This is a genomic window from Amycolatopsis sp. NPDC003731 (assembly GCF_053586895.1).
This window is the reverse complement of the sequence record NZ_JBSFNC010000025.1, coordinates 58,485-83,929: the sequence shown is the minus strand read 5'-3', so window position 1 is coordinate 83,929 and position 25,445 is coordinate 58,485. Positions and strand designations below refer to the sequence as shown.

The 25,445-nt window shown below is 72.0% G+C and carries 24 protein-coding genes and 2 pseudogenes; 8 read left to right on the top strand and 18 right to left on the bottom strand.

Annotated elements, in window-relative coordinates:
* The 3 genes and pseudogenes from ACWDN5_RS13605 to ACWDN5_RS13595 form a co-directional block, all read right to left on the bottom strand.
* Positions 1-110 (bottom strand): annotated as a pseudogene (locus ACWDN5_RS13605) (lipoyl synthase); the annotation flags it as partial.
* A gap of 25 nt (positions 111-135) precedes the next feature.
* Positions 136-1,074 (bottom strand): oxidoreductase, encoded by a 939-nt coding sequence (locus tag ACWDN5_RS13600; RefSeq protein WP_449676498.1) that lies wholly within the window; start codon positions 1,072-1,074, stop codon positions 136-138.
* 18 nt (positions 1,075-1,092) lie between these two features.
* A complete protein-coding gene (locus tag ACWDN5_RS13595; protein WP_310977103.1) occupies positions 1,093-1,608 on the bottom strand; it encodes a hypothetical protein in 516 nt (171 codons plus the stop codon).
* Between the two features lie 131 nt (positions 1,609-1,739).
* Between ACWDN5_RS13595 and ACWDN5_RS13590 the strand changes: the two genes are divergently transcribed.
* A complete protein-coding gene (locus tag ACWDN5_RS13590; protein ID WP_310977104.1) occupies positions 1,740-2,351 on the top strand; it encodes a TetR/AcrR family transcriptional regulator in 612 nt (203 codons plus the stop codon).
* Between the two features lie 5 nt (positions 2,352-2,356).
* Positions 2,357-3,292, top strand: a complete 936-nt coding sequence (locus ACWDN5_RS13585; RefSeq protein ID WP_449676497.1) for an LLM class F420-dependent oxidoreductase — start codon at positions 2,357-2,359, stop codon at positions 3,290-3,292.
* Positions 3,293-3,565: 273 nt separating this feature from the next.
* Here the strand turns inward: ACWDN5_RS13585 and lipB are convergent, their stop codons facing one another.
* The 6 genes from lipB to lpdA are packed head-to-tail and all read right to left on the bottom strand — an operon-like array spanning position 3,566 to position 9,975.
* On the bottom strand, positions 3,566-4,306 hold the full coding sequence (lipB, locus tag ACWDN5_RS13580) for a lipoyl(octanoyl) transferase LipB (protein WP_449676496.1): 741 nt from the start codon (positions 4,304-4,306) through the stop codon (positions 3,566-3,568).
* Positions 4,303-4,926, bottom strand: coding sequence for a phosphatase PAP2 family protein (locus ACWDN5_RS13575; protein WP_449676495.1), 624 nt, complete (start codon positions 4,924-4,926; stop codon positions 4,303-4,305). Before ACWDN5_RS13575 ends, lipB begins: the two co-directional genes overlap by 4 nt.
* Positions 4,923-5,795, bottom strand: a complete 873-nt coding sequence (locus ACWDN5_RS13570; RefSeq protein ID WP_310977108.1) for a TIGR01777 family oxidoreductase — start codon at positions 5,793-5,795, stop codon at positions 4,923-4,925. The genes ACWDN5_RS13575 and ACWDN5_RS13570 overlap by 4 nt, the downstream gene beginning before the upstream one ends.
* 17 nt (positions 5,796-5,812) lie before the next feature.
* The gene (locus ACWDN5_RS13565; protein WP_449676494.1) at positions 5,813-6,754 is read right to left on the bottom strand and encodes a serine hydrolase; all 942 of its coding nucleotides are present in this window, start codon (positions 6,752-6,754) and stop codon (positions 5,813-5,815) included.
* 4 nt (positions 6,755-6,758) lie between these two features.
* Positions 6,759-8,546 carry a 2-oxoglutarate dehydrogenase, E2 component, dihydrolipoamide succinyltransferase gene (sucB, locus tag ACWDN5_RS13560; RefSeq protein ID WP_449676493.1) on the bottom strand — a complete coding sequence of 596 codons (1,788 nt, stop codon included), beginning with the start codon at positions 8,544-8,546 and terminating at the stop codon, positions 6,759-6,761.
* A gap of 55 nt (positions 8,547-8,601) precedes the next feature.
* Complete coding sequence (gene lpdA, locus ACWDN5_RS13555; RefSeq protein WP_449676492.1) at positions 8,602-9,975, bottom strand: dihydrolipoyl dehydrogenase; 1,374 nt, start codon at positions 9,973-9,975, stop codon at positions 8,602-8,604.
* 183 nt (positions 9,976-10,158) lie between these two features.
* Here lpdA and ACWDN5_RS13550 point away from each other — a divergent pair, with 183 nt between their 5' ends.
* The gene (locus ACWDN5_RS13550; RefSeq protein WP_003071911.1) at positions 10,159-10,503 is read left to right on the top strand and encodes a hypothetical protein; all 345 of its coding nucleotides are present in this window, start codon (positions 10,159-10,161) and stop codon (positions 10,501-10,503) included.
* Here the strand turns inward: ACWDN5_RS13550 and ACWDN5_RS13545 are convergent.
* From ACWDN5_RS13545 to ACWDN5_RS13525, 5 genes are all read right to left on the bottom strand, one after another.
* Positions 10,500-10,952, bottom strand: coding sequence for a GNAT family N-acetyltransferase (locus tag ACWDN5_RS13545; protein ID WP_449676491.1), 453 nt, complete (start codon positions 10,950-10,952; stop codon positions 10,500-10,502). The two genes, ACWDN5_RS13550 and ACWDN5_RS13545, sit on opposite strands and share 4 nt — an antisense overlap.
* Before the next feature lie 10 nt (positions 10,953-10,962).
* Complete coding sequence (locus tag ACWDN5_RS13540) at positions 10,963-11,922, bottom strand: SMI1/KNR4 family protein (protein WP_449676490.1); 960 nt, start codon at positions 11,920-11,922, stop codon at positions 10,963-10,965.
* A gap of 10 nt (positions 11,923-11,932) precedes the next feature.
* Entirely contained in the window at positions 11,933-12,907 is a 975-nt protein-coding gene (locus tag ACWDN5_RS13535) for a TAXI family TRAP transporter solute-binding subunit (RefSeq protein WP_310977115.1), read from the bottom strand.
* Positions 12,904-14,865: a TRAP transporter permease gene (locus ACWDN5_RS13530; protein ID WP_449676489.1), complete on the bottom strand. Its 1,962-nt coding sequence runs from the start codon at positions 14,863-14,865 to the stop codon at positions 12,904-12,906. Before ACWDN5_RS13530 ends, ACWDN5_RS13535 begins: the two co-directional genes overlap by 4 nt.
* Before the next feature lie 121 nt (positions 14,866-14,986).
* Positions 14,987-16,486 carry a leucyl aminopeptidase gene (locus tag ACWDN5_RS13525; protein WP_310977117.1) on the bottom strand — a complete coding sequence of 500 codons (1,500 nt, stop codon included), beginning with the start codon at positions 16,484-16,486 and terminating at the stop codon, positions 14,987-14,989.
* 111 nt (positions 16,487-16,597) lie between these two features.
* Here ACWDN5_RS13525 and ACWDN5_RS13520 point away from each other — a divergent pair, with 111 nt between their 5' ends.
* Both ACWDN5_RS13520 and ACWDN5_RS13515 read left to right on the top strand, forming a co-directional pair.
* Complete coding sequence (locus tag ACWDN5_RS13520) at positions 16,598-17,443, top strand: hypothetical protein (protein WP_449676488.1); 846 nt, start codon at positions 16,598-16,600, stop codon at positions 17,441-17,443.
* On the top strand, positions 17,436-18,098 hold the full coding sequence (locus tag ACWDN5_RS13515) for a DUF402 domain-containing protein (RefSeq protein ID WP_449676487.1): 663 nt from the start codon (positions 17,436-17,438) through the stop codon (positions 18,096-18,098). The genes ACWDN5_RS13520 and ACWDN5_RS13515 overlap by 8 nt, the downstream gene beginning before the upstream one ends.
* On the opposite strand, the gene ACWDN5_RS13510 is transcribed toward ACWDN5_RS13515, so the two are convergent.
* Positions 18,055-18,354 carry a hypothetical protein gene (locus ACWDN5_RS13510; protein WP_449676486.1) on the bottom strand — a complete coding sequence of 100 codons (300 nt, stop codon included), beginning with the start codon at positions 18,352-18,354 and terminating at the stop codon, positions 18,055-18,057. The genes ACWDN5_RS13515 and ACWDN5_RS13510 overlap by 44 nt on opposite strands.
* 97 nt (positions 18,355-18,451) lie before the next feature.
* Between ACWDN5_RS13510 and ACWDN5_RS13505 the strand changes: the two genes are divergently transcribed.
* Positions 18,452-19,555, top strand: a complete 1,104-nt coding sequence (locus ACWDN5_RS13505; protein ID WP_449676485.1) for a branched-chain amino acid aminotransferase — start codon at positions 18,452-18,454, stop codon at positions 19,553-19,555.
* A gap of 99 nt (positions 19,556-19,654) precedes the next feature.
* Here ACWDN5_RS13505 and cobT read toward each other — a convergent pair whose 3' ends face one another.
* Complete coding sequence (gene cobT, locus ACWDN5_RS13500; protein ID WP_449676484.1) at positions 19,655-20,731, bottom strand: nicotinate-nucleotide--dimethylbenzimidazole phosphoribosyltransferase; 1,077 nt, start codon at positions 20,729-20,731, stop codon at positions 19,655-19,657.
* 102 nt (positions 20,732-20,833) lie between these two features.
* On the opposite strand from cobT, the pseudogene ACWDN5_RS13495 reads away from it, so the two are divergent.
* Both ACWDN5_RS13495 and prcA read left to right on the top strand, forming a co-directional pair.
* Positions 20,834-21,286 (top strand): annotated as a pseudogene (locus tag ACWDN5_RS13495) (proteasome subunit beta); the annotation flags it as partial.
* Between the two features lie 54 nt (positions 21,287-21,340).
* The gene (gene prcA, locus ACWDN5_RS13490) at positions 21,341-22,126 is read left to right on the top strand and encodes a proteasome subunit alpha (RefSeq protein WP_449676483.1); all 786 of its coding nucleotides are present in this window, start codon (positions 21,341-21,343) and stop codon (positions 22,124-22,126) included.
* 450 nt (positions 22,127-22,576) lie between these two features.
* Here the strand turns inward: prcA and ACWDN5_RS13485 are convergent, their stop codons facing one another.
* Both ACWDN5_RS13485 and ACWDN5_RS13480 read right to left on the bottom strand, forming a co-directional pair.
* On the bottom strand, positions 22,577-23,776 hold the full coding sequence (locus tag ACWDN5_RS13485) for an alpha/beta hydrolase (protein ID WP_449676482.1): 1,200 nt from the start codon (positions 23,774-23,776) through the stop codon (positions 22,577-22,579).
* Positions 23,777-23,877: 101 nt separating this feature from the next.
* Positions 23,878-25,359: a bifunctional phosphatase PAP2/diacylglycerol kinase family protein gene (locus ACWDN5_RS13480; RefSeq protein WP_310972939.1), complete on the bottom strand. Its 1,482-nt coding sequence runs from the start codon at positions 25,357-25,359 to the stop codon at positions 23,878-23,880.
* Between the last annotated feature and the right edge of the window lie 86 nt (positions 25,360-25,445).

Genomic DNA, 25,445 nt, shown 5'->3' with positions numbered 1-25,445 from the left:
GGCCCCATCCGCACCCGCGTCTTGATCCACGACGGCTTCTTCTCGATCGGCGTCTCACTGTTGCGAACCTCGAGACGCAGCAGCTTCCGGCCTTCAGGCGCAGCACTCACGACTTCAACCGTACGCCCGTCCGGGCTACGCGGGATCGGGGGTGACGCCGGTCAGCTTCGCCGTCAGCTCCCACAACGCCGACCCCAGGCGTTCGCTGCGCGCGGCGGCCACGGGCGGCACCGCCGCGGGGTAGCCGCGCAGGTTGCCGAGGCCGCGGGGGCCGAAGTAGGTGCCGCCTTCGACGCCTTCGGCCGTGGCCGCGTAGAGCTGCGGGAGAGCGCCGATGCGGGTGTTCTGGGCGAACAGGACTTCGCCGAGGCGGTGACCGCCGGCGATCAGGGACCGCAGCACCGGGTTCGAGTACGACCGCGCCATGCCGCTGCCGAGCCCCGTGGCGGTGTAGCCCGGGTGGGCGGCGACGCTGAGCACGCCGGAGCCGGCCGCGCGCAGGCGGCGGTCCAGTTCGAGCGCGAACACCTGGTCGGCGAGCTTCGACTGCCCGTACGCGGCGGCGGGGTTGTAGCGGCGGTGCTCGGCGTTCGGGTCGTCGAGGTGGATGCGGGCGCCGACGGCGGCCAGGCTCGACAGCGTGACGACCCGGCCGCGCAGGGCGGGCATGAGCAGCCACGTCAGCGCCGCGTGGCCGAGGTAGTTGGTGCCGAACTGCAGCTCGAAGCCGTCGGCGGTGCGGCCGCGGGCGGTGGCCATCACGCCGGCGTTGTTGACCAGCACGTCGAGCGCGTCGCCGGTGCGTTCCCGCACCGACGCGGCCGCCGCGCGCACCGAGGCGAGCTCGCTCAGGTCCAATGGGACGAGCTCGGGTTCGGCGCCCGCGGCGGCGGCCTTCACGGCGTCGAGTGCCTTCGCACCGCGTTCGGCGGAGCGGCAGGCGAGGAGCACGCGGGCCCCCTTGCCCGCGAGTACCAGCGACGTGCGCAGGCCGAGCCCCGAGTTCGCCCCGGTGACCAGGACGGTCCGGCCGCTCTGGTCGGCGATGTCGGCTTCGGTCCAGCGCTGCGTCATGCGCTCACTAAACTCTGTTTACGCACTGGGCGCGAGCAGTCGCCGCAGATGTCCGATCACCGGACGGCGGCGTTCCTCGCGGTTCGCCCGCAGCAGCGCTTCGAGCGCGTGACCCACCTTGACGATCTCGTCGGCCGGCTCGCGCGGGTCGGCCAGGCCGGCGGTGACGGCGAGCATCCGCAGCTCGCCTTCGTGCATCCGGCGCAGCGACGCGTGCCGCTCGTAGGCGCCGTCGAGGACCGCGCGCAGGTCGGTGTGCTCGTCGACGGCGGCGCGCCAGGCGCGGGTGACGGCGTCGACGTGGTCGCCGAGGCCGTCGGCGTCGTCCGGGTCGACGACCTCGGACCGCAGACGGCCGCTCAGCGTGCGCGTCCACTGGTACTGCAGGGCGGTGAGGACGTTTTCCTCGGTGCCGAAGTGCTCTTCGGCACCGGGCACCTCCTCGAGCGGCAGCGGCTCGCCCGGGTTGCGGGCGGCCAGACGGACGGTCGCTTCGAGGATTTCCTGACGTCGGTAGAAGTCGGTCCAGCTCATGGTGTGGCTCCCCTTCCGTGGCCCGGGTCATACCGCGGGTCTGCGGCATACTCCCGGTACGGACCTGACGCGCCGAACATACCATGAGTATGGAGAGCGGTTCCCGGCGTAAAGTTGTGAAGGTGGCGACAATGAGGTCCAGACGACTCGACTACTCCGAGTCGACGCGGTCCGCGCTGGTCGACAGCGCGGTCGAACTGTTCACCAAACGGGGTTACGCGGGGACCTCGCTCGACGAGATCGCCAAACGCGCCCGGGTGACCAAAGGGGCGCTGTACCACCACTTCAGCGGCAAGCAGGCGCTCTTCGAAGCCGCGTTCGACCAGGTCGAGAGCCTCGTCTACGACCGGCTCGACAAGATCATGACCGGCGAGGGCACGCCGTGGGAGCGGGCGCTCGCCGGGCTCAACGCGTTCTTCCGCGCCTGCCTCGACCCGGCGTACCAGCGGATCGCCATCCACGAGGCGCCGGTCGTGATGGGCTGGGAGCGGTGGCGCGAGGCCGAGGAGCGGTGCAGCTTCGGGCTCGTGCGGTCCGGCCTGCAGGCGCTGATCGACGCGGGCGAGGTCGAGCCGGTGCCGGTCGAGGTCACCGCGCGCCTGCTGTTCGGCGCCCTGTCGAGCGCGGCGACCGAAATCGCCAGTTCGCCCGACCCGAAGAAGGTCCGCGCCGAGATCGAGGACGTCATCGTCCGCATGCTGGTACGGCTGCGGCGCACGGAGCCCGACGTCTCTATAGGCTGATCTTCGTGGACTTGAGGATCTTCACCGAGCCCCAGCAGGGGGCCAGCTACGACGACCAGCTGCGCGTCGCCAAGGCGACCGAAGCCGCCGGGTACGACGCCTTCTTCCGCAGCGACCACTACCTGAAGATGGGCTCGGCCGACGGCCTGCCCGGCCCGACCGACGCGTGGATCACGCTGGCCGGCCTGGCCCGCGAGACCAGCCGGATCCGGCTGGGCACGCTCGTCACCGCGGCGACGTTCCGCCACCCGGGACCCCTTGCCATCTCGGTCGCGCAGGTCGACCAGATGTCCGGTGGCCGGGTCGAATTCGGCCTGGGTGCGGGCTGGTACGACGCCGAGCACGACGCGTACGGCCTGACGCTGCCGCCGCTGAAGGAGCGCTTCGACCGCTACGCCGAGCAGCTCGAGGTCATCACCGGGCTGTGGAAGACGCCTCCGGGTTCGACGTATTCGTTCGACGGTCAGTATTACAAGCTGACGGAGTCGCCGGCGTTGCCGAAGCCGGCCCAGTCGCCGGCGCCCCCGGTGATCATCGGCGGCGGCGGCAAGAAGCGCACGCCGGCCCTGGCGGCGAGGTTCGCGGACGAGTTCAACCTCCCATTCACCGACGCCGAGACGGCGGCGGCCCAGTTCGCCCGCGTCGAGGCGGCCGCGGCGGAGATCGGCCGGGACCCGAAGGAGATCCTGCGCTCGGTGGCGTTGGTGATCGCGGTCGGCCGTTCCGAGGCGGAGGTCGTGCAGCGGGCTTCGGTGATCGGCCGGGACGTGAGCGAGCTGCGGGCCAACGGGCTGGCGGGGTCCCCCGCGGAGGTCGTCGACCGGATCGGGCACTGGCGGGAGAAGACCGGGATCACCCGGGTCTACCTGCAGCTGCTGGACCTGTCGGACCTGGACCAGATCGATCTGGTGGCCGCCGAGGTCGCGCCGCAGCTGGACTGAGCAGCCGCGGGGCGCGCGGTCGGGTGGCTGGGCTGACCGGCACCCCGCCCAGACCTGCCCCGCCACCCCGATCCGAAGCCAGCACGCGGCACCACCGGCCGTAGTGACAATCCCGGCTTCGGGGTGGTGGGCACCGGAATCCGTGGCCGCCGAGGTGCACCGCACCTGGACTGAGCAGCCCCCGATTTCCACGCTAGCGCAAGGCACCGACAGTTCCGGCCGCCGAAGCAAGGCCGGCCCCCTGTTATCCACAGAGGGCCAGCCGGGAGCGTCTCAGTTCTGGAGCGCGAAGGTGACGCCGGCGGCCTCGGGGGCGGCCGGACGCGGGAGCCAGCGGTCCTCGCTCACCGGCAGCTCACCCTCGAGGGCCGCCAGCACCGCGTCCCGCGCCAGGGGGAGGACCGCCTCCACCGTCACGTCCCGCTGCAGCTCGTACGACAGGGACGTCACCCCCGCGTCGCGGATGCCGCACGGGACGATGTTGTCGAACGCCGCCAAGTCCGCGTTGCAGTTCAGCTCGAAGCCGTGCATCGTCACGCCTCGCTGGACGCGGATGCCGATCGCCGCGATCTTGCGCTCGATTCCGCGGTCGTCCGCCGGGATCCAGACGCCGCTGCGGCCTTCGACGCGGCCGGAGTGCACGCCCAGCTGGTCGCACACGTGGATCAGGGCCTCTTCCAGGCGCCGCACGTAGTGGACCACGTCGATCGGGTCCGCCAGCTTGACGATCGGGTAGCCGACCAGCTGGCCCGGGCCGTGCCAGGTGATCTTGCCGCCCCGGTCGACGTCGATCACCGGGGTGCCGTCCGTGGGGCGGTCGGCGTCCTCCGTGCGCTTGCCCGCCGTGTACACCGACGGGTGCTGCAGCAGGAGCATCGTGTCCGGCGCGGTGCCGTCCGCCCGGGCCGTCAGGAAGCTCCGCTGGAGCTCCCAGGCTTCGGTGTAGTCGATCGTGCCGAGCTCGCGGACGTCGACGGGCTCGGTGCTGGCGCGGCAGGTGCGGGAAGAACTCACCCGTCGAGGCTACGCCCGTCACCCGGGGGAAGCAGCCGCAAGGCGCACGCTGAGAGCAGCCCGACACCGGTCACCGCCAGCACTGCGCCGATCGTGTCGCTCACCCAGTGCACGCCCAGCAGAACCCGGCAGGCGGCGCTGAGCACGACCGCCACCGCGGAGATCAGCAGGATGCGTTTCACCAGCCGCGGCCACAGCCACGCGCCGAGCAGCACCAGCACGAACCCGACGCTCGCCACCGACGTCACGTGCCCGCTCGGGTAGCTCAGGTCCGGGTAGTCGCGCGGGCGTTCGCGCAGGAAGATCGGCTTGGCCGTCAGGCTGGTCAGCCGGCACAGCAGCAGCACGACGGCGAGCCGCACGCACAGCCCCGTGTGCTGCCGGTGCCGCAGCGCCAGCGCGAGCAGCGCCACCCCGAGCACGTACGGCAGCACCGGGCCGAGGATGTCGCTGCCGATCTCCGCCACCTGGCCGAGCGGCTGCGTGTAGACGCCGTGGAGGGCGTTCGCCACCTGTGAGTCGAGGGTCAGCGGGTGCCGCGCGACGCCGAGCCCGAGCGCCACGAAAGCCGCCGTCAGCGCGACACCGACGACGAGCCAGCGCTTGAGCGGGACCGTCATGCCGCGGCGAGCGCGCTGTCCAGGGTCCGGTGCCGGAACTCGTACCCCGACCGCTCCAGCGCCGCCGGGACGGCCCGCTGCCCGAACAGCGCCATTTCTTCCCCGGCCTGGCCGAGCACGGCCTTGAGCGCGATCCCCGGCACCCACCACGGCGCCGGCCGGTGCAGCGCGCGGCCGACGGCGCGGGTGAACTCGGCGTTGGTCACCGGCGCCGGGCCGGTCAGGTTCACCGGCCCGGACACGTCGTGCGTCAGGACGTGGACGATCGCGCCGACCTCGTCCTCCAGGGAGATCCACGGCATGTACTGGCTCCCGTCCCCGAGCCGCCCGCCCAGGCACAAGGCGAACAACGGGCGCAGCGTCCCGTACAGCCCGCCCTTCGCCGACAGGACCAGCCCGGTCCGGATCTTCACGACCCGCGCGTCCCCGGCACCCGCCGTCGCCGCTTCCCAGGCTTCGCACAGCTCGGCGAGGAAACCCCGGCCGCGCGGCGCTGACTCGTCCACTGTGGACGCCCCGGTGTCGCCGTAGTACCCGACGGCGGAGGCGTTGACGAGCACGCCGACCCCGTGTTCGGCGACGGCTTCGGCGAGTACCTCGGTCGGCTCGACCCGGCTGTCGGTGAGCTGCTGCTTGCGCATCGCGCTCCACCGGCCGGGGAACAGCCGCTGTCCACCCAGGTTCACGACGGCGTCGACGCCTTCGAAGGCACCGCTCGCGATGGTCCCCGACGGCGGATCCCAGCGGAATTCGCCGCCTTCGCGCGCCTCACGCCGCACCAGCCGGCGGACCTCGTGGCCTTCGCGCCGCAGGCGTTCGCCCAGCGCCGACCCGATCAAGCCGCTCGCTCCGGCGATCAGTACTCGCATGCTTCGATCGTGGCCCATCAGGGTCCGGGCCGCACGCCCAGGTCCTCCGCGAAAGCCGTGAGGTCGGACAGGATCGCCAGGCCGAGCGGCGCGAGCGGGACGTCCGGGAAACCCGTTCCGGTGTAGCACATCGCGATGGTCGCCCCGCCCGTGGACAGGCCGAACCCCCGGCTGCGCGGCAGCGAGCCACCCTTGTACAGCACGGTGCCGCCGAGCTTCCGGCGCGCGAGCTCGGCGGCGGGGGTCTCCGCGACGGCGAGGTGGCGGTGGAAGGCGAACAGTTCCGCGGCCGTGCCCCGCGAGGTCCCCTGCGTCCACTCCCATTCCGCCTCGTCGGAAGTCGGCTCGCCCCGGACGCGGTCGAGGGCCGCCCGCCGGAACGCCGGGTCCCCGGTGAAGCGCGCGGTCAGGTCGGGTTCGGCGGGGAAGAACGAGCGCAGGGTTTCGCCGCAGAACCAGCGCAGATCCGCGTCCGGCCAGCCGCCGTCCGCCGCTGCGGCCCGCAGCGCGTCGTCACCGAGTCTGGCCCTCAGGTAGTCGGGGGCCGCGTTGTCGCTTACCGAGATCATCGCCGTGGCGATCGCGTCGAGCGGGACGAGCTGCTCCGGGTCGCGGGCGACGCCGTACTCGTCGCAGGCGATGCCCAGGGAGGTCAAGGCCCGGTGGTGCGCACCGGCGCCGAGCGGGCCGTCGCCGTCGAAGGGGTGGAACGCGTCCCAGTCGCCGACCCGGACCGGCTCGTCCGGGTCGAGCCCGCCGGCCACCGCTGTCGTGTAGGCGAGCAGCGGGACGACTTTGATCGTCGAGGCCAGGACGCGCGGCACGTCCGGGAGGTGGCTCAGCCGGAGCCCGGCGCCGTCCTCGACGACCACCGAAACATCGCCGCGGTGGTCGGCGAGCCAGGCCCGGAACGCCGCGAAGGGCTCCCCACCGGCTGGTGCGGAGCCCTTCGCGGTCATGCAGTCAGAGACCGAGTTCGCTCTCGAAGTTGCCCTCTTCCAGGCGCTGCTTGATCGTCGTCAGGAAGCGGCCCGCGTCGGCCCCGTCCACCAGGCGGTGGTCGTAGGTCAGCGGCAGGTACGCCATCGAGCGGACGGCGATCGTGTCGTTGCCGTCGGCGTCCGCGATCACGACCGGGCGCTTGACGACCGCGCCGGTGCCGAGGATGCCCGACTGCGGCTGCACGATGATCGGCGTGTCGAACAGCGCGCCGACGCTGCCGATGTTCGTGATCGAGAAGGTGCCGCCCGACAGCTCGTCCGGCTTGATCTGGCCCGCCCGCGCGCGGCCCGCCAGGTCGGCGATCCGGTGCGCGAGACCGGCCAGGCTCAGCTCGCCCGCGTCGTGGATCACGACCGAGAGCAGCCCGCGCTCGGTGTCCACCGCGATGCCCAGGTGCACGGCGCCGTGGTAGGTGATCTCCTTCGTGTCCTCGTTGTAGGACGCGTTGACGTTCGGGTGCTGCTTGAGCGCCTCGACCGTGGCCTTCGCGAAGAACGGCAGGAACGTCAGGTTGACGCCCTCGCGCTCCTTGAAGCCCGCCTTCGCGCGCTGGCGCAGCTTGGCGATCTTCGTGACGTCGACCTCCTGGACCTGCGTGAGCTGCGCGGCGATCTGCAGCGACTCGCGGGTCTTGGTGGCCGTGATCTGGCGGATCCGGCTGGCCTTCTGCACGGTGCCGCGCAGCGCCGCGAGCTCCGGCGACACCGCGGCCGCGGGACGCGCGGCGGGCGCCGACGGGGCGGCGGCGGGAGCGGCGGCCGCGGCCGGAGCCGGCGCGGCGGCGGCCTTCTGCTTCTCCTCGGCCGCGGCCAGGACGTCCTGCTTGCGGATCCGGCCGCCGACGCCGCTGCCGGTCAGCGACGCGAGGTCGATGCCGTGCTCCGACGCGAGCTTGCGGACCAGCGGGGTGACGTACGGGACGTCCGCTGAGCCGTCCTTCGCCGCGGCGGCCGGGGCCGACTGCGTGGCGGCCGAGGCCGGGGCGGCCTCCGGCTTCGGTTCCGGCTTGGGCTCGGGCTTCGACTCCTGGACCGGCTCGGGCTTGGGCTCCGGCTTGGGTTCCGGCTTGGGCTCGGGCTTGGGCTCCGGCTTCGGTTCCGGCTTCGCCTCGGCCTTCGGCGCCGCACCGGCGTCCCCGATCACGGCCAGGACGCCGCCGACCTCGACGGTCTCGTCCTCGCCCGCGCGGATCTCCAGCACCGTGCCGGCGACCGGCGACGGCACCTCGGTGTCGACCTTGTCGGTGGAGATCTCGAGCAGCGGCTCGTCGACCTCGACCGAGTCGCCGACCGCCTTCAGCCAGCGGGTGACGGTGCCCTCGGTGACGCTCTCGCCCAGCTCGGGCAGCTTCACCTCGGTGCCTTCGCCACCGGCGGCCGGCGCGGTGTCCGGCTTGCTCGGCGCTTCCTCGGAGGCCTGCGGCGCGGACTCCTCCTGCTGCGGCTCGGGCTGCGAGGGCGCCTCTTCCTGCGCCGGGGCCGACGACCCGGACGACTCCGGCACGCCGCCGGTGCCGTCGTCGATGACGGCGAGCTCGCCGCCGACCTCGACGGTCTCGTCTTCCTGGGCGCTGATCTTCACGACCGTGCCCGCGACCGGAGAGGGCACCTCGGTGTCGACCTTGTCGGTCGAGATCTCGAGCAACGGCTCGTCGACCTCGACGGTGTCGCCCTCCTGCTTAAGCCACCGGGTGACGGTGCCTTCGGTGACGCTCTCCCCGAGCTCCGGCAATGTGACGGAGTAGGCCATCGTTCGCTGACTCCTCTTCCAAGTTCTGCGTGGTCTGGATTCTGCTGGTGGGACGTCAGCTGTGCACGTGCAGCGGCTTCCCCGCGAGGGCGAGGAACGCTTCACCGAGGGCCTCGGTCTGGGTGGGGTGCGCGTGGATCAGCGGGGCGACGTCCTCGGGGAACGCCTCCCAGCTGTAGATCAGCTGCGCTTCGCCGATCAGCTCGCCGACGCGGTCGCCGACCATGTGCACGCCGACGACCGGGCCGTCCGGGGCCTTGACCAGCTTGACCCCGCCGGAGGTCTTGAGGATCTGGCTCTTGCCGTTGCCGCCCAGGTCGTAGGTGAACGTCGTGACGTCCGAGCCGTACTTGTCCTTCGCCTGCGACTCGGTCAGCCCGACCGACGCGACCTCCGGGTGCGAGTAGGTGACCCGCGGGATGCCGCTCTCGTCGATCACGCGCGGGTTCTGCCCGGCGATCTCCTCGGCGACGAAGATGCCCTGCTGGAAGCCGCGGTGCGCGAGCTGCAGGCCGGGGACGATGTCGCCGACGGCGTAGACGTTCGGCAGGTTCGTGCGCAGCCGCTCGTCGGTGAGGACGAAGCCGCGCTCGATCTTGACGCCGGCCTCCTCGTAGCCGTGGCCCGCCGAGTTCGGCCCGCGGCCGACGGCGACGAGCAGCAGGTCGGCCTCGATGGTCTCGCCGGACTCCAGCGAAACGCTCACGCCGTTGTCGTCCTGCTTCGCGCCGGTGAACTTCACGCCGGTCTTGAAGGCGATCTTGCGGCGGCGGAAGGCGCGCTCGAGCTGCTTGGACGCGAACTCGTCCTCGTTCGGGACCAGCCGCGGCAGGGCCTCGACGATGGTGACGTCGACGCCGAAGGAGGCCCAGACGCTGGCGAACTCGACACCGATGACGCCGCCGCCGAGCACCACGACCTTCTTGGGGACGTAGTCGAGGGCGAGGGCCTGCTCGCTGGCGATGATGCGGCCGCCGAGCTCCAGGCCGGGCAGCGTGCGCGAGTACGAGCCGGTGGCGAGGATGACGTTCTTGCCGGTGTAGCGGGTGCCGTCCACCTCGACGGTCGTGCCGCCGACGAACGTGCCCGCACCCTCGACGAGGTTCACCTTGTGCGCCTTGGCCAGGCCCTGCAGGCCCTTGTACAGGCGGGCGACGATGCCGTCCTTGTACTTGTTGACCCCGGCGATGTCGATGCCCTCGAAGGCGGCCTTGACGCCGACCGCTTCGGCGTCACGGGTCTCGTCGGCGACCTCGGCGGCGTGCAGCAGGGCCTTGGTCGGGATGCAGCCCCGGTGGAGGCACGTCCCGCCCAGCTTGTCCTTCTCGATCAGCGTGACGGAAAGGCCCAGCTCGGCCGCGCGGAACGCCGCGGCGTAGCCGCCCGATCCGCCTCCCAGGATCACGAGGTCGGCGGAGGTGTCGGTCACTTCATTAACTCCTCGGCAAGCAGTGGGGTGATGCTCTGTCGTCGCGCCCGCGCCCGGTATAACCGCGCGCGCGACACCGCCATCTTGTCACTACGCCGGACGGGGCTGCGAGCTAGCCGGGTGTGCGACGCCGACCACACGCGGAGTCCGGGATAATGAGTGGCGTAGGTCTCGGGAGGAGAGGTGGTCGAGGTGGGGCTCTTCGACTCGCTGCGCAGGCGGGCCAAGGGTGGGCAACGGGCCGGTACGCTGCGGAAAGCCAGCTCCGAGGACACCCGCCACCTCGACGAGTGGGCGGCCACGAGGCGGGGTGTCGAGGCGTTCGTGGAGCCGAAGACCAACGTCACGGAGACCACTGTGGTGTTGATCGCCCATGACGGAGAGTGGACGCGGCGGCGCATCGGCAGCCTCGAGGCGGCGCAGCAGTTCGGCCACCGCCGGTCGATCCCGGTGTACGAGGTCGCCCGGGTGGGCTACCCGAAGCGGATGCGCGAGTACACCGAGCGGAAGAAGCGCGGCCAGGTCTAGAGGTCGATCCGGCCGACGACCTCGCCGTTGAAGGTCTGGCCGGTGGGCCGGAAGCCCAGCTTGAGGTAGAAGTCCTCCGGGCCGCCCTCGGCCGGGATCCACAGCACGGTCGCGGTGGTGTTGCCCCGTCTTCGGGCTTCTTCGAGGACGGTCTCGACGGCGAACCGGCCGTAGCCGCGGCCCTGGACACCCGCGCCGACGTTGAGCCTCCAGATCCCGCAGCGGAAGAAGTCGAAGTCGGCGTCGGGGTTGAAGCCGCCCATCACGAAGGCGACGGGTTCGCCGTCGTCGAGGATCAGGCGTGGCCACGCGACTTCGGGTTGCGTGTACGCCTCGGCGAGCGAGACGGCGACGGGCGCGACGAAGTCCTTCTGGTGGGGTTCGACGGCCAGCTGGCACGCCGCGGCGACGTTCCTGGGGGTGATCTTCTCCACGGTGAGGGTGGTCACCGGGTCCAACCTAGCCTGCCTGGGCGAGCAGCGTGGCGTGCCGGACCAGCGCCGCGCGGAACGACGGGTGGACGGTGGTGCCGAGCACCGGGTCGACCTCGACGACGTGCCCGGCCGAGAGGAGCAGCACCGCGGGGTCGGACAGGATCACGACGCCGTCCTGGGCCCGCAGGTCCGCCGTGCCGAGGAGGCGGGGGAAGACCACGTCGGCGGGGAGGCCGTCGCAGGTGCGGAGGAACTCGCGGTGGTCGGTGGGGAGGTCGGCGTCCAGGCGGAGTTCGGCCGAGCGGATCGCCGCTTCCGACGCCGGGGGAGGTGCCGTCGCGCCACCACGCAGGCGCAGGATCTCCGCGACCAGCTCCGGCCAAGTGCCGAGGTCCCGCGGGTACCGCTCGTGCAGTGCCGCGACCAGCGCACCCGCGCACGCCGATGCCCCATCGCCCAGCTGGAGCGGGTCCGCGCCCGCCACCAGCGCCGGCGCCAACGCCCGCGTCGCCGCCAGCGTGGCGACGTCCGGGTGCGGCCCGGCGAGCGAAGCCCACCGCGCCAGGTCGCCCTCGGCGAGCGCCGTGCGAACCCGGTCCGGGCGGGCCGGCGCCACCCGCTTGACCACCTCGGCGACCGGGCCCGGCGGCAGCACACCCTCCACGTCGGAAACCGGACGGCGCAGCGAAGCCGCGTGCGCGCGCTCCTCGGCATCGAGATCGAGCGGCGCCAACCCCTCGGCCCAAGCCGGACGCGCGCCCCGGGCCTCGAACAGCATCGCCCACGCCCGCGCTCGCACCGGGTCCGCGGCCAGCGCGGTCACCGGCCGTTCGGTCCGGGCCTGCCACTGCGTGACCAGCCGATCGGCCTCGTCGAGGGCGCCGGAGGCCGCGAGCAGCAGGGCCGCGTACCCCACCTGGTCGTCGACGCGTGCCTCGGGCGCCGTCAGGACGTCGCGGACCGCCGCTTCGAGGTAGTCCTGCACCCCGCCGACCCTAGCCGAGGGCTTGCTTCGCCCCCGGGTGCAGCGGGACCGGGTCGGTCTGGGCCGCCAGTTGCTTCGAAATCTCCTTCGCCGCCGGGTGCACCTTCGCCAGCTCCGCCTGCTTGTCGAAGATCAGCTTGGTGATCGCGCACGCGTTGCCCGCCGGGAAGTCGTCGCGCACCAGCAGCAGGTTCGGCACCACGACCGTCGGTACGTCCGCGGGCTGCCCGTACGCCGCCGCAGGGATCACGGCCTGGTCGTAGACCGGGTTGACCTTCTTCAGCGCGGGCAGCAGTGGCGTGATGTCGAGGAACTTCACCTTGTCCTTCAACGCCGTGGTGATGTCGGTGATCTGCGCGGTCGGCAGGCCGCCGGACCAGACGAGCCCGTCGAGCGTCCCCGCCTTCATGCCGTCCGCGGTCTTGGCCAGGTCGAGCCGCTGCGCCTGGACGTCGCTGTCGGGCTTGAGGCCGGCCGCCTGGAGGAGGCGGTTCGCGATGACCTCGGTGCCGGACTTCGGGGAGCCGGTCGAGATCCGCTTGCCCTTCATGTCCGCGACGCTGTCGATCCCGGCGTCCGTGCGCACCAGCACCTGCGTGGAGTTCGGGTAGATCCGGGACAGGGCCTGGATCTTCTGCGGCTTGCCGTCGAAGGAGCCCTTGCCGTTGACGGCGTCCGCCGCGGTGTCGGCCAGCGAGAACGCGACGTCGTAGTTGCCGGCCACCAGCTGCTGGATGTTCTGCACCGACGCGCCGGTTTCCGCGGCTGTCGCGCGCAGCTTCGTGGTGTTGCTGATCAGCTGGGCCAGCCCGCCGCCCAGCACGTAGTACACGCCGCCGCTGTTGCCGGTGGCGATGGTGATCCGGCCTTCGCCCGCCTCGCAGGACTGCGATCCCCCGGGAGCGGACTGGTCGGTCTGCTGTTTCCCGCCGCAGCCGGTGACGGCCAGAGCGAGTACCGCCACGGCGGCAACTGCGCGTTTCATGCTGTCCTCCTCTTGATCACGGCATGGGTGAGCAGCGCGGCGGCCCCGCACGCGGCACCGATCGCGATCGGCACCGGCTCCAGGTAGAGCAGGCACAGGGCGGCGGGCACGAACAGGAGCCGCACCGGCAGGCTGACCGGGCCGAAGAGCCAGCCGCCGGTGACCACCGCCAGCACGGCGACGGCGAGCGCGGACACCGCCGCCACCCACAGCACGGTGAGCACGTCGGACTCCAGCAGCAGCGCCGCGCCGTTGTCGGTGAGCACGAAGGCGATCGGCACCAGGAACGCCGGGAGCGTGTACTTCCAGCACTGCCACATGGTGCCGAGCACCGAGCCGCCGGTGATCGCCGCCGAAGCGACCGCGGCGAGCGCGGTCGGCGGCGTGACCTCCGACAGCACGGCGTAGTAGAAGATGAACATCGCGCGCTCGGCGTCGGCCACGCCGAGCGTCTCCAAGGCCGGGCCGATCACCACCCACGCGATGATGAAACTGGCGGTGACCGGCACCGCGAGCCCCAGCACGCCGACGGCGATCGCCGAGAGCAGCACGGTCAGGATGAGGATCACCGTGCCGTTGTCGGTGAGCACGCCGGCCAGTTCCACCAGCGCGTCGGCGAGTTCGAGGCCCAGCCCGGTCTTGGTGATGGTCGAGGTGATCACGCCGGCCGCCGCGCACACCGCGATCACCGGCAGCGCGCCGCGCACGCCGGCCGACAGCGCGTCGACCATGTCCTTCGCCCAGCCGCGCACGTCCCGGCGCCGGGCGATCAACGCGAACAGCGCGGCGACCCCGGTGGCGTAGACGACCGCGGCGAACGGCGGGATGTCGAGGGCGAGGAACACGACGATGATCGCCAGCGACAGGAAGTGGTAACCGCCGCGCAGCAACAGTTTCCAGGGATCGTCGTGCGGCACGTCGACGGCTTCGGCCTGGAACCGCCGCGCGTCGGCCTCCATCGCGAACACGATGCCGAGGTAGTAGAGCAGCGTCGGGACGGTCGCCCAGATCAGCACCTTCAGGTACGACGTCTGCAGGTATTCGGCGATGATGAACGCGGCCGCGCCCAGCGTCGGCGGCGAGAGGATGGCGCCGATGCCGGACGCCGCGAGCAGCCCGCCCGCGTTTTCCTTGGGGTAACGCGCTTTCTTGAGGATCGGCCAGGTGATCGAGCCGAGGCTGACGGCGGTCGCGGTGCCCGAACCCGACACCGTGCCGAGCAGGAAGCCCGAGAGAACGGTGGTCCTCCCCGGCGCCGTCCGCGACTTCCGGAACGCGGCGAAGGAGATGTCCACGAAGAACTGCCCGGCGCCGGAGGCGTTGAGCACCGCGCCGTAGAGGGTGAACAGCACGATGTAGCTCGCCGCGACGTCCAGGGGAGTGCCGTAGAACCCGCTGGCGTCGTTGAAGAGCGCGTTGACGATCTGGCTGAAGTCGATGCCCGCGTGGGCGATGCCCCAGTTCTGCGGGAGGAAGCCGCCGTAGTAGGCGTAGGCGAGGAACAGCAGGCAGACGATCGGCAGGACCAGCCCGGTCGTGCGGCGGGTGGCTTCGAGGACCAGGAGCAGCAGGAGCGCACCGGCGACGATGTCAAGCGGGGAAAGGATGCCCTGGCGGTTCAGGAAGTCGTCGTAGCCCACGAGCACCGGGTAGAGGCCGACGGCGAGAGCCAGGACGGCGAGCGCCCAGTCGGTCCAGCCGGGATCGTCGCGGCCGCGCAGCCACGGGCGATAGCACAGGAAGACCAGCGGGAGCGTCACGCCGAGGAACAGTACGAGGGAGAACTGGTTGCCCTTGGCGAACGGGAAGAACACCTGCTTGAGCACCAGGACCGCGACCGCGAGGGCGACGAAGTAGACCACCCGGTCCGGGACCCGGGAGAGCGTGCGCGCCGGCCGTTCCTCGTCGTGCTCGGCGGCGATCGCGGCGGACGTGTCCTGTTCGACCGGTTGCGTCATCACCGCCCCCTTCGCGATGGTGACAACTTACGGTGTCCCGGATCACATCGAAAGGGATCTTCCGGCGGAAAACGCGGGAGGGGCCCCCGCCGTGGCGGGAGCCCCTCCGGGGAAAGCGCGGTCAGCCGTTGGCGGCGATGTCCGCGAGCACCGCGGCGATCGAGCGGACCGGGACGCCGGTGCCGCCCTTGCCGGTGTAGCCCCACGGGCCGCTGGTGTTGAACGACGGGCCCGCGATGTCGATGTGGACCCAGTCGAGGCCGTCGGCGACGAACTCGCGCAGGAAGATCCCGGCGGCGAGCATGCCGCCCCAGCGGTGGCCGGTCACGTTGGCCAGGTCGGCCAGGCGCGAGTCGAGGTCGGCGCGCAGTTCCTCCGGCAGCGGCATGGCCCAGCCGTTCTCGCCGGTGGCCTGCATGATCGCGGCGACGCGGTCGCGGAACTCGTCCGAGCCCATCACGCCGGCGGTGCGGTTGCCGAGCGCGACGACCTGGGCGCCGGTCAGCGTCGAGGTCTCGATCAGGTAGTCCGGGTTCTCCTCGGCCGCGCGGACCATCGCGTCGACCAGGACCAGCCGGCCCTCGGCGTCGGTGTTGAGGACCTCGACGGTCTTGCCGCCGTACATGGTCAGCACGTCACCCGGGCGGTACGACGTCCCGGACGGCAGGTTCTCGGCCAGCGGGATGTGCGCGACGACCTCGAGCGGGTACTTCAGCTTCGCGGCCAGCACGACCGAGGCGAGCACGCCGGCCGCGCCGGACATGTCCGAGGTCATGTGGTCCATGTTCGCGGCGGGCTTGAGCGAGATGCCGCCCGAGTCGAACGTGATGCCCTTGCCGACCAGCGCGACCTTCTTGGCGGCCTTGGCCGGCTTGTAGCCGACGCGCACCAGGCGCGGCTGGCGGGACGAGCCGCCGCCGACGCCGAGGATCCCGCCGAACCCCTTGCGCTTGAGGGCCTTCTCGTCGAGCACCTCGAACTCGAGGCCGTTGTCCTCGGCCAGCTTCTTCGCGCGGTCGGCGAAGGAGGCCGGGTAGAGGTCGTTCGGCGGGGTGTTGATCAGGTCGCGGGCGACGATGACGGCCTCGGCGATGGTGCCGGCCGCCTTCAGGGTCGCCTTGTGCTCGCGGGCGGTACCGCCGGCCGGGCTCGCGAAGTCGGCCTTGGCCAGCGGGGCGTCGCCCTTCTCCGAGCGGTAGTCGGTGAAGACGTAGGAGCCGAGGACGATGCCCTCGACGGCGGCCTGCAGGTCCAGTTCGGACAGCGTCACGAACGCGCGGTCGGTGCCGGCCAGCGCGCGGCCGGCGGCACCCGCGGCGCGGCGGACCTGCTCGGGGGTGACGGCGTCGCCCGCCTTGCCCAGGCCGACGGCGAGCACCACGCCGGCCGGGAGCTTGCCCAGGGTCGGGACCTTGACGACCTCTTCGGCCTTGCCGCTCGCGCCGAGCGTGGCCAGCAGGCCGGCGAGCCGGCCGTCGAAGGCGGCGTCCACGGCGGCGGCGCCGGGGGCGAGCACGGGACCGTCCTCGCCGGCCACGGTGCCGATGACGACCACGTCGGCGCGCGTCTTGGCCAGTGCCTCCCCGGTGTTGTCGGACAGGGCGAGCTTAGGCACGGTCACTTCTGGCTCCTCGCGCGTTCTCGTGTGGCACCGGGCACCGGCCCGGCCGGGATCGTGAGCCATGCTAATGACGACCTGACCACGGGTGAACACAGGGCGAGGGAGGGCCGCGTGCGGCTGGGTGGTGGGCTGCTGGTGGCGCTGGCGGCGGCAGCGGCGGGCGCGGGCTGGTGGCTGCTCGCCGGGCTGGGGCTGGCCGCGATCGCCGCGGGCGTGACGGCGGGGGTGCCGGAACCGGGCGATGCCCTGGTCGACCGGGTGGTGGTCGCCGTCGCGCGACTGTCCGAAGTGGCCGTCTACGCGATCGCGTTCGGCGCCTACGTCGTCCCGGCGCACCGCGAACTCGCGGCCGCGGCGTTCGTGGTGGCCGTCGCCGGGGCCGGGTTCGCCGGCCTGAAGATCCCGACGATCGTCGTACGGATCACCGGCGGGCTGCTGCTCGCCGCGGGCCTCGTGCTGGTCGCGGTCTGCGTGGCCGTGCCGCCGGTGGGGACGGCGGACGCCCTCCGGCCGCCGGACTTCGCGGGCGTGCTCGTCGCCGCGGTGCTGGTGCTGCCGTTCCTGCGCCCGCGCGGACGGGAGAACGCGGGCCTGCGCGTACTGCTGCTGGGCGCGCTCGCCGTCCTGGCCGCCTTCGCCGCGCTCTACCAGCTCGGCGCGGTGCGGCTGGGGCTGTCGCTCACCTCGCTGCGCGACCTGCTGTCCGCCGCCGACGCGGACGCGCTGCAGCCGATGCTCACGGTCGTCGCCGTGGTCGCCGCCGTGATACCCGCGCTCGCCGCCGGGACCGACGTCCGGGCGCGGCTCGGGGTGCCGGGGATCGCCGGGCTCGTCGTCGCCGCGGCGGCCGCGTACCTGCTGCCGGTGCTGCCCGTGCTGGTGATCGCGGGGCTGGTGACCGTGTTCGAGCTGCTACTGGGCGTACGTGCGCGCAGGTACAGTGAGACCCGTGAGTGATCGACGCTGGCGGCCGGGGGAGACCGTGGTCGAGCGGTTCCACCGGCCCGACGGCTCGATCGGCCAGGTGCACCCGCTGCGCGTCCTCGAGGACGACGGCCGCGTCCTGCGCGCCTGGCTGCCGGCCGGCACGCCGATCGTCGGCAGCCGGCTCGCCGACGGCCGCCTGATGCGGGACGCCCCCTTGGAGCAGCGGTTCCGCATCCCGCGGGTGCCGGTCGCCGACTCCTGGCACGGCGCGTCGACGCTGCGCCGGATCGCCGAAGACGAGTGGTCGTCGGTCTGGTGGTTCTTCGACCTCGAAGGCCGGTTCAAGAACTGGTACGTGAACCTGGAGATCCCGCTTGGGCGCACGGCGGGCGCGGTCGACCGGATCGACGGCGTGCTCGACGTCGTCGTCGAAGCCGACGGCAGCTGGCGCTGGGACGACGAGGACGAAGCCGAGGCCGCCCTGGAGGTCGGCCGCCTGACGCTCGAGCAGTTCGACCGGCTGCGCGCCGAAGGCGAGCGGATCGGCGCGCTGGCCGACCGCGGCACCTACCCGTTCGACGGCACGGACACCGACTTCCGCCCGGACCCGGGCTGGCCGGTGCCGGAGCTGCCGGCCGGCCTCAGCCCGCGGTCAGGAGAAGGATCAGCGCCAGCACGGCGTTGACGACCGCGAGGATGACGACCGACTTCGTCGGCAGCACCTTCGGGAACGCCTTGCCGTGGATCTTCCGCCACCACACGACGCCGAAGACGCCGGCGACCAGGCCGAGGAAGCCGCCGAACCCGCTGTCCAGCACGGCCCAGCCGACCATGCCGAGCAGGCCGACGCCGAAGGTCAGCAGCACCGCGGCGACGAACGTCTTGATGTCGGCGCCGGTGGTCTTGGGCCGGGGGACCGGCTGAGTGGAGTGGTACGTCACGGCGTCATCCTAGAGCCGGGACGCCTGAGGCGCGGGGAACCCGCAAACAGATGGACATCCGACTAACGCGCGTCCGAGCAAGCGGTATCGTCTAGCCATGACGACCACGACACAGTTCGCCCATCTCCCGCACCCGAGTCCTGCGAGCGCGGACCGTGTCGCGGAGGTACTCGAAACGCCCGGTTTCGGGATGTACTTCACCGATCACATGGTCACCGTCAAGTGGTCGAAGGCCGAAGGCTGGCACGAAGCCCAGGTCGGCCCCTACGCCCCGTTCACCCTCGACCCGGCGACGTCGGTGCTGCACTACGGCCAGGCCATCTTCGAGGGGCTCAAGGCCTACCGCCAGCCGGACGGCACGATCGCGTCGTTCCGCCCGGACGCCAACGCCGCCCGGTTCCGCCAGTCGGCCGAGCGGCTCGCCATGCCGCAGCTGCCCGAAGAGGTCTTCGTGGACTCGCTGCGGGAGCTCATCGCCGTCGACGGCCGGTGGGTGCCCACCCGGCAGGGTGATTCGCTGTACCTGCGGCCGTTCATGATCTCGACGTCCACCGGGCTCGGCGTCAACAGCCCGGCCGCCGACTACGTGTACACGGTCATCGCTTCGCCGGCCGGGTCGTACTTCTCCGGCGGGGTGAAGCCGGTCAGCGTCTGGCTGTCCACCGAGTACGTCCGGGCGGCGCCCGGCGGCACCGGCGCGGCCAAGTGCGCCGGCAACTACGCGGCGTCGTTCGTGGCGCAGGCGCAGGCCGTCGAGAAGGGCTGCGACCAGGTGGTGTGGCTCGACGCGGTCGAGCGGCGCTGGGTCGAGGAGATGGGCGGGATGAACCTGTTCTTCGTCTTCGGCTCGGGCGAGAACGCCCGCCTGGTGACCCCGGAGCTGACCGGGTCGCTGCTGCCGGGCGTCACCCGCAAGTCGCTGCTGCAGCTGGCTTCGCGGCTCGGCTACAAGATCGAGGAGCGCCGCATCTCCACCGAGGAGTGGGAGAAGGCGTCGGCGTCCGGCGAGCTGACCGAGACGTTCGCCTGCGGCACCGCCGCGGTGATCACCCCGGTCGGGCACGTCAAGCACGCGAACGGCGAGTTCACCATCGCCGACGGGCAGCCGGGCACGCTGACGATGAAGCTGCGTGAGGAGCTGACCGGGATCCAGGAGGGCACCCGGCCCGACCCGGACCACTGGATGGTCGAGCTCGGTTGATCCCGACGCCCTACGCGTATCTGCCTCATCGATGAGGCAGATACGCGTAGGGTCGGCGAACCGGCCTCCCGGCGATGGCCGGGAGCCGCTTTTCGTGGTTCAGGAAGCCGGTGCGGCGACGAGCGGGCCCGACACGCCGGCCTGCTCGTGCGTGGCCGTCTCGGCGAGGACGCGGGCGGCCATCATCAGCAGCGGCAGGGCGGTCACCGCGCCGGTGCCTTCGCCGAGCCGGACGTCCAGTTCCAGCAGCGGGCCCAGGTCCAGGTGCTCCAGTGCCAGGGCGTGCGCCGGCTCGGCCGTCCGCTGGCCGGCGACCCACCAGCGGCGGGCGCCCGGGGCGAGGTCCTCGGCGACGAGCGCCGCGGCGCAGGCGACCAGGCCGTCCAGCACCACCGGCGTCCGGCGGACCGCGGCCTGGGCGAGGAACCCGGCCATCGCGGCGATGTCCGCGCCGGCCGTGGTGCGCAGCAGGTCGACCGGGTCGGCCAGCACCGCGCGGGCCCGGCGCAGGGCGTCGCGCACGGCGGAGGCCTTGCGCATCCACGCGTCGTCGTCGATGCCGGAGCCGCGCCCGACGACGGCCACCGGTTCGCTGCCGGTCAGCGCCGCCACCAGCACCGACGCCGGCGTGCTGTTGCCGATTCCGAGGTCGCCGGGGATGAGCAGGTCGGCACCGCCGTCGACCTCGGCGTCGGCGATCGCGATCCCGGCGCGGATCGCCTTCTTCGCCTCGTTGGCGGTCAGCGCGTCTTCGACGTCGATGGAGCCGGAGCCGCGGCGGACCTTGAACTCGCCGATCGCGCGGGTCGCCGGGGCTTCGGTGTCGACGGCCAGGTCGACCACGCGCACGCTCGCGCCCGCGGCGGCGGCCAGGACGTTGATCGCGGCGCCGCCGGTGAGCATGGTGCCCAGCAGCTGCGCGGTGACCTCGGCGGGATAGGCGGAAACACCCTTGGCGGCGATGCCGTGATCCCCGGCGAAGACGACGACCCGCGGCCGTGTGAACGGCCGCGGCGGCGACTGTCCCTGGCAGGCGGCGATCCAGACGCCCAGCTCTTCGAGCCGCCCGAGCGAACCGGCGGGCTTGACGAGCTTGTCGTGCAAGGCGATCGCCGCGGACCGGGCGTGGTCGTCGGGCGGGGTGATCTCGGGGAACTCGATGTTTTCCGGCTCCACACCAGGCCCTTCCTGTTCCACGGCAACGCTGTGGCCAACCTACCGGGCCGGGCCTCCCCGAGAACCCGCGGCTCTGCGCCGGGTCGCCGATGTCGCGAATGCAAGCTGGCCGGGATGGTCAAGGCCAACCTCGAGATGGCGATGGCCGGGCTGGCGGCGATCCCGCTGTTCGTGGGCTACGACCTGGAGGCCGAGGACGCGAAGCACGCGGGCCGGATCGTGTCGTACGACGCCGCGGGCGGCCGCTACGAGGAGAACGGCGGCTACGCGGGCATCGGCTCGGGTTCGCTGTTCGCGAAATCGGCGTTGAAGAAGCTGCACGACCCGGACGCCGACGCCGAGGGCGCGGTCCGCGTCGCGGTGGAGGCCCTGTACGACGCGGCGGACGACGACACGGCATCGGGCGGCCCGGACCTGGTGCGCAGGATTTTCCCGAGCGTCGTGACGATCACCGCCGAGCACGGCGCGGTCCAGCTGTCGGAGTCGGAGACGGCGGCGGTGGCCGAAGCCGTGGTGGCGGGGCGGATCGAGCGCCAGCAGCGCCGGCTGTCCTGACCCGGGGCCTGAACCAGTGAACGTTGGAACACCGAAAGACCTGGAGCGCACACCGTGACGATGCCGTTGTATGCCTCTCCCGAGCAGCTGATGCGGGAGCGTTCCGAGCTGGCGCGCAAGGGCATCGCGCGCGGCCGGAGCGTGGTGGTCCTGAAGTACTCGGGCGGCGTCCTGTTCGTGGCAGAGAACCCGTCGGCGACGCTGCACAAGGTCTCCGAGATCTACGACCGCATCGGTTTCGCGGCGGTCGGGCGCTACAGCGAGTTCGAGAACCTCCGCGTGGCGGGCATCCGCCACGCGGACCTGAAGGGCTACCAGTACGACCGGCGTGACGTGAGCGCCCGGGCGCTGGCGAACGCCTACGCGGCGACGCTGGGCAGCATCTTCACCGAGCAGCTGAAGCCGTTCGAGGTGGAGATCTGCGTGGCGGAGGTGGGAGCGAGTTCGGCGGAGGACCAGCTGTACCGCCTGACGTACGACGGTTCGATCTTCGACGAGCCGCAGTACGTGGTGATGGGCGGCCAGACGGACAAGATCTCGGCCAAGCTGAAGGAGACGTTCGAGGACGGCCTGGACCTCCAGGCGGCCCTGGGCGTGGCGGTGGCGGCGTTGAGGACGCCGAGCCAGCCGACGTCGGGTTCGTCGTCTTCGTCGTCGTCGGCGAACGCATCGGCGAACGGCAACGGCGAGGCGGACCCGATCAAGCTGGAGGTGGCGGTCCTGGACCGCGACCGCCCGAGGCGCATGTTCCGCCGTTTGACGGGAGCAGCACTGGACACGCTCCTGCCGGTCCCGGACCCGCAGGGCGAGGAGCCGGAGAGCAAGCCCGAAGGCGAGTAGGTTCGTGACAGAAGCGGGGCGGGCCGGCGGCCGCGCCCCGCTTTTGCTTTCCGCCTGCCCTCGCCGGGCCGCCCAGGCGAGGGCAGGCTAGGCCCCGCGGCCTTTGCCGACGGCCCGAAGGGCCAACTCACCGACGCACGCGGGACCGCCCCGGCCACACCCCCCTGCCGACCCGATACGCAGCCGAGCCAGCGGCCGACAGGCCGGGTCAAGGCACGCTTTCCCGCCTTGACGCGGTCTGTCGGCCGCTGAACAATCAAGCGTTCGGGTCGGCGGGAACCACCCGCGCGAGCTCATCTCGCGGAGCTCACTTCGCCGAGCTCACCTCGCGGAGCTCACTTCGCCGAGCTCATCTCGCGGAGCTCCCTTCGCCGGGCTCACCTCGCGAAGCTCCCTTCGCCGGTTCACCCCGCGAAGCTCCCTTCGCCGGTTCACCCCGCGGAGCTCACCTCAAGACGCAGCAGGAGAAGTCCGAAACTCCTGATCGGCAAAAGCCAGCAAGTACGGCAAAGTAGCCCGAGCGGTGTGCCAGGTGTGGTTGAACCCCCGCTCGGCATGAACCGCAGCCTCCTGCCCCCGAGCATGCAGCGCGTCGGCGATCCGCCGAGCCGTGGCAACGTCCGTGGGCGCCCCGGTCCCCACCGCCAGCATCACCGAGATCGGCGCCGAGAACCGCATGGTCGGCAGATACCGCCGAGGGGTGTTGGCCGCGATCGCCGCCCGGTTCCCGTCGAGGATCCCCACGGAGTCGTTCAGATCGTCGTAGGGCAGGGCGATCACCAGCGTCGCGAACTCGTCGACATGGTGCAGCCCGATGTTCAGCGCCCCGAACCCACCACCCGACATGCCACCCAGCGCCCGATGGGTCCGATCAGCCAACGTCCGGTACCGCTGGTCGATCCCGGGAACCACAGTCCCGGCCAGGTAGCTCTCCAGCTGAGGCCCACCGGGAACGTTCAGGCACTCCCAGTCGGTACTCGGATTACCGGCGGTCATGTCGACACTGACCACGATCATCGGCGCGATGACATTGGCCTTCTCCAACGCCTGCAGCGTCCCCGGGGCATCCCCGGAGGTGAGCCAGTCCCGCGGACCCCCGAACGGATACCCGTGGATGAGATACACGACCGGGTATCGCCGAGCCGGATCACTGTCGTACCCGGGCGGCAGGATGACGTAATTGCTTCCCGACGGCACCCCGTGCGCCGGATCCGGAAGGTTCACGACGTCGATCCGCTGACCCGTAGCCGCAGCACCCGCAGCAGGCCGCGGAGCAGCGGACGAAGCAGACGGAGCCTCACTCCCGTCGTCGAGCAGCCGCCCGGCGAAGTTGACGACCCCGGGACCGCGCTGGAGAAGCCGCGCCAGGTCGTCCGAAGTCCGCACGTACCCCACGTAGCTGTTCAGCGCGGTCACCGCCGCCACCAGCAGCAGCACGCCGAACGCCGTGAAGCCCCAGCGGCGGACGCGGCGGCGGTACCAGAGCGCGACCACGACGGCGAGGACCGCTACCGCTGCCGAAGCGAAGCCGAGCCAGATCAGCGGGGACTCGAGCGGGCCCAGGTCGCGGGCACGGGCGGTGACGTCGCCCGGCAGCACCGGGTCGCTCGCCGCCCGGTGGATGACGCTCGCCAGGCCGTGGCCGTCCATCGACTCCCCGCTCGTCCGGCCGCGGGCCGGAGGGCCCGCGACTCGGTCGCGAAGCTAGCGAGCGGTCGCTGTGGGTACGTTGAGAGACGGTAAAGCAACCTTTAGAGCCGGTAGAGCGTCAGGGCGCTGGGCCGGGACCGGAAGCGGAACCGGTTGCCGAGCGGGCCGACCTCGCCGTCGGTGGCGACGCGGCGGTTGCCGTCGAGGAGCTCGACGTCCAGCTCCGGCAGGTCGAGTTCCTGGTAGACGTGGCTGGCGGCGAGGCTGCGGGTGATCATCGCCAGCAGGAACCGGGCGCGGGAGTAGGGCAGGTCGGCGCGCAGGTAGCGGATGTCGAGCAGGCCGGTGTCCAGCGCGGGCCGGCGGCTCGGGGCGAACCCCTTCGGCGCGTACGTGCCGTTGCCGACGAACAGCAGCCAGACCTGCGTCTTCTTGCCGTTGAGCCGGACGGTCAGCGGCTTGGCGTGGCGTAGCGTCCGGGCCAGCGCGATCGCCGCCGAGGGCCACTTGGGGTGCTTTTCCTGCAGCTTCTCGCGCAGCCGGACCATCTCGGGGTAGCCGCCGAGGCTGGCCGTGTTGACGAACCAGCGGTGGGCCGGCTCGCCGGCGCCGTCGATCTCGACTTCGCCCAGGTCGACGCGGACGGCGTTGCCGACCTCGGTCGCCGCGTCGGCGTCGGGCATCGAGTTGACGCCGACGTCGCGGGCGAAGTGGTTGAGGGTGCCCGCCGGGACCAGGGCGAGCGGCAGGTCGCGTTCGGCGGCCACGGAGGCCACCGCGGCGACCGTGCCGTCGCCGCCCGCGACGCCGAGCGCGCGGATCGTGCCGCGGGCGTCGATCTCGGCTTCGAGCTGGGTGCGCAGGTCCTGCTTCGGGTCCGGGTAGAGCAGCGCGGCCTTCGGCCAGGCGAACTTGACGTCCTCGGTCGGGTCCTGGCCGGCGACGCCCGAGTTCGGGTTGACGACCGCGAGCATGTCCTCGCCGTCGACCATCTCGGGGGCGTCCGCGTCGTGGGCCGTGCGGCCCGGGACGTCGTCGTGCAGCGGCCACCAGTGCCGGGTGGCCAGGCCGACGCCGACGCCGATGCCCAGGCCGACGCCGACGTCGGAGGGCCAGTGCACGCCGGTGTGGACCCGCGAGTAGGCGACGGCCAGCGCCAGCGGGGCGACGGCCAGCCCGGCCCGCGGCGACTCCATCGCCACCGCGGTGGCGAAGGCGGCCGCGGAGGCGGAGTGCCCGGACGGGAACGACGACGACGTGGGACGTTTCCGCAGGCGGCGGTGCATCGGCGTCTCTTCCTCGGCCGGGCGGCGGCGGGGGAACACCGGCTTGCCGATGAGGTTCGCGGCGGCGCTGGCCCCGGCGATCGCGACGACCCCGCGCAGGGCGGCCCGGCGGGTCTCGCCCGGACGGGCGGCCAGCAGGGCCGCGACGCCCCACCACAGGCGCGACTTGTTCGCCGACCTCGACAGCGTCCTCAGCGCGTCGTCGGCCTTCGAGGCGGGCAGCGAGGCAGTGCGGCGCATCAGGGCGCGGTCGGTCCGGCCGACCCGCCGGAAGGCCCGGATGAGCTGGTGTGACAAGGGAGTCCGCCTTCCGCATGACGTCAAGGGCCGTGCTCCAATCGTGCCGTATTCCGGGTGAATTCACCGTCTGTGGCCTACTGGGG

What these genes read in the sequence shown, in the direction of transcription:
- ACWDN5_RS13595 (WP_310977103.1), bottom strand. Translation starts at nt 1,608, where the DNA reads ATGAGCTGGACCGACTTCTACCGACGTCAGGAAATCCTCGAAGCGACC.
- ACWDN5_RS13505 (WP_449676485.1), top strand. Translation starts at nt 18,452, where the DNA reads ATGACGACCACGACACAGTTCGCCCATCTCCCGCACCCGAGTCCTGCG.
- ACWDN5_RS13535 (WP_310977115.1), bottom strand. Translation starts at nt 12,907, where the DNA reads ATGAAACGCGCAGTTGCCGCCGTGGCGGTACTCGCTCTGGCCGTCACC.
- ACWDN5_RS13565 (WP_449676494.1), bottom strand. Translation starts at nt 6,754, where the DNA reads ATGACCGCGAAGGGCTCCGCACCAGCCGGTGGGGAGCCCTTCGCGGCG.
- sucB (WP_449676493.1), bottom strand. Translation starts at nt 8,546, where the DNA reads ATGGCCTACTCCGTCACATTGCCGGAGCTCGGGGAGAGCGTCACCGAA.
- ACWDN5_RS13530 (WP_449676489.1), bottom strand. Translation starts at nt 14,865, where the DNA reads ATGACGCAACCGGTCGAACAGGACACGTCCGCCGCGATCGCCGCCGAG.
- ACWDN5_RS13570 (WP_310977108.1), bottom strand. Translation starts at nt 5,795, where the DNA reads ATGCGAGTACTGATCGCCGGAGCGAGCGGCTTGATCGGGTCGGCGCTG.
- ACWDN5_RS13485 (WP_449676482.1), bottom strand. Translation starts at nt 23,776, where the DNA reads ATGGACGGCCACGGCCTGGCGAGCGTCATCCACCGGGCGGCGAGCGAC.
- ACWDN5_RS13590 (WP_310977104.1), top strand. Translation starts at nt 1,740, where the DNA reads ATGAGGTCCAGACGACTCGACTACTCCGAGTCGACGCGGTCCGCGCTG.
- ACWDN5_RS13600 (WP_449676498.1), bottom strand. Translation starts at nt 1,074, where the DNA reads ATGACGCAGCGCTGGACCGAAGCCGACATCGCCGACCAGAGCGGCCGG.
- ACWDN5_RS13575 (WP_449676495.1), bottom strand. Translation starts at nt 4,926, where the DNA reads ATGACGGTCCCGCTCAAGCGCTGGCTCGTCGTCGGTGTCGCGCTGACG.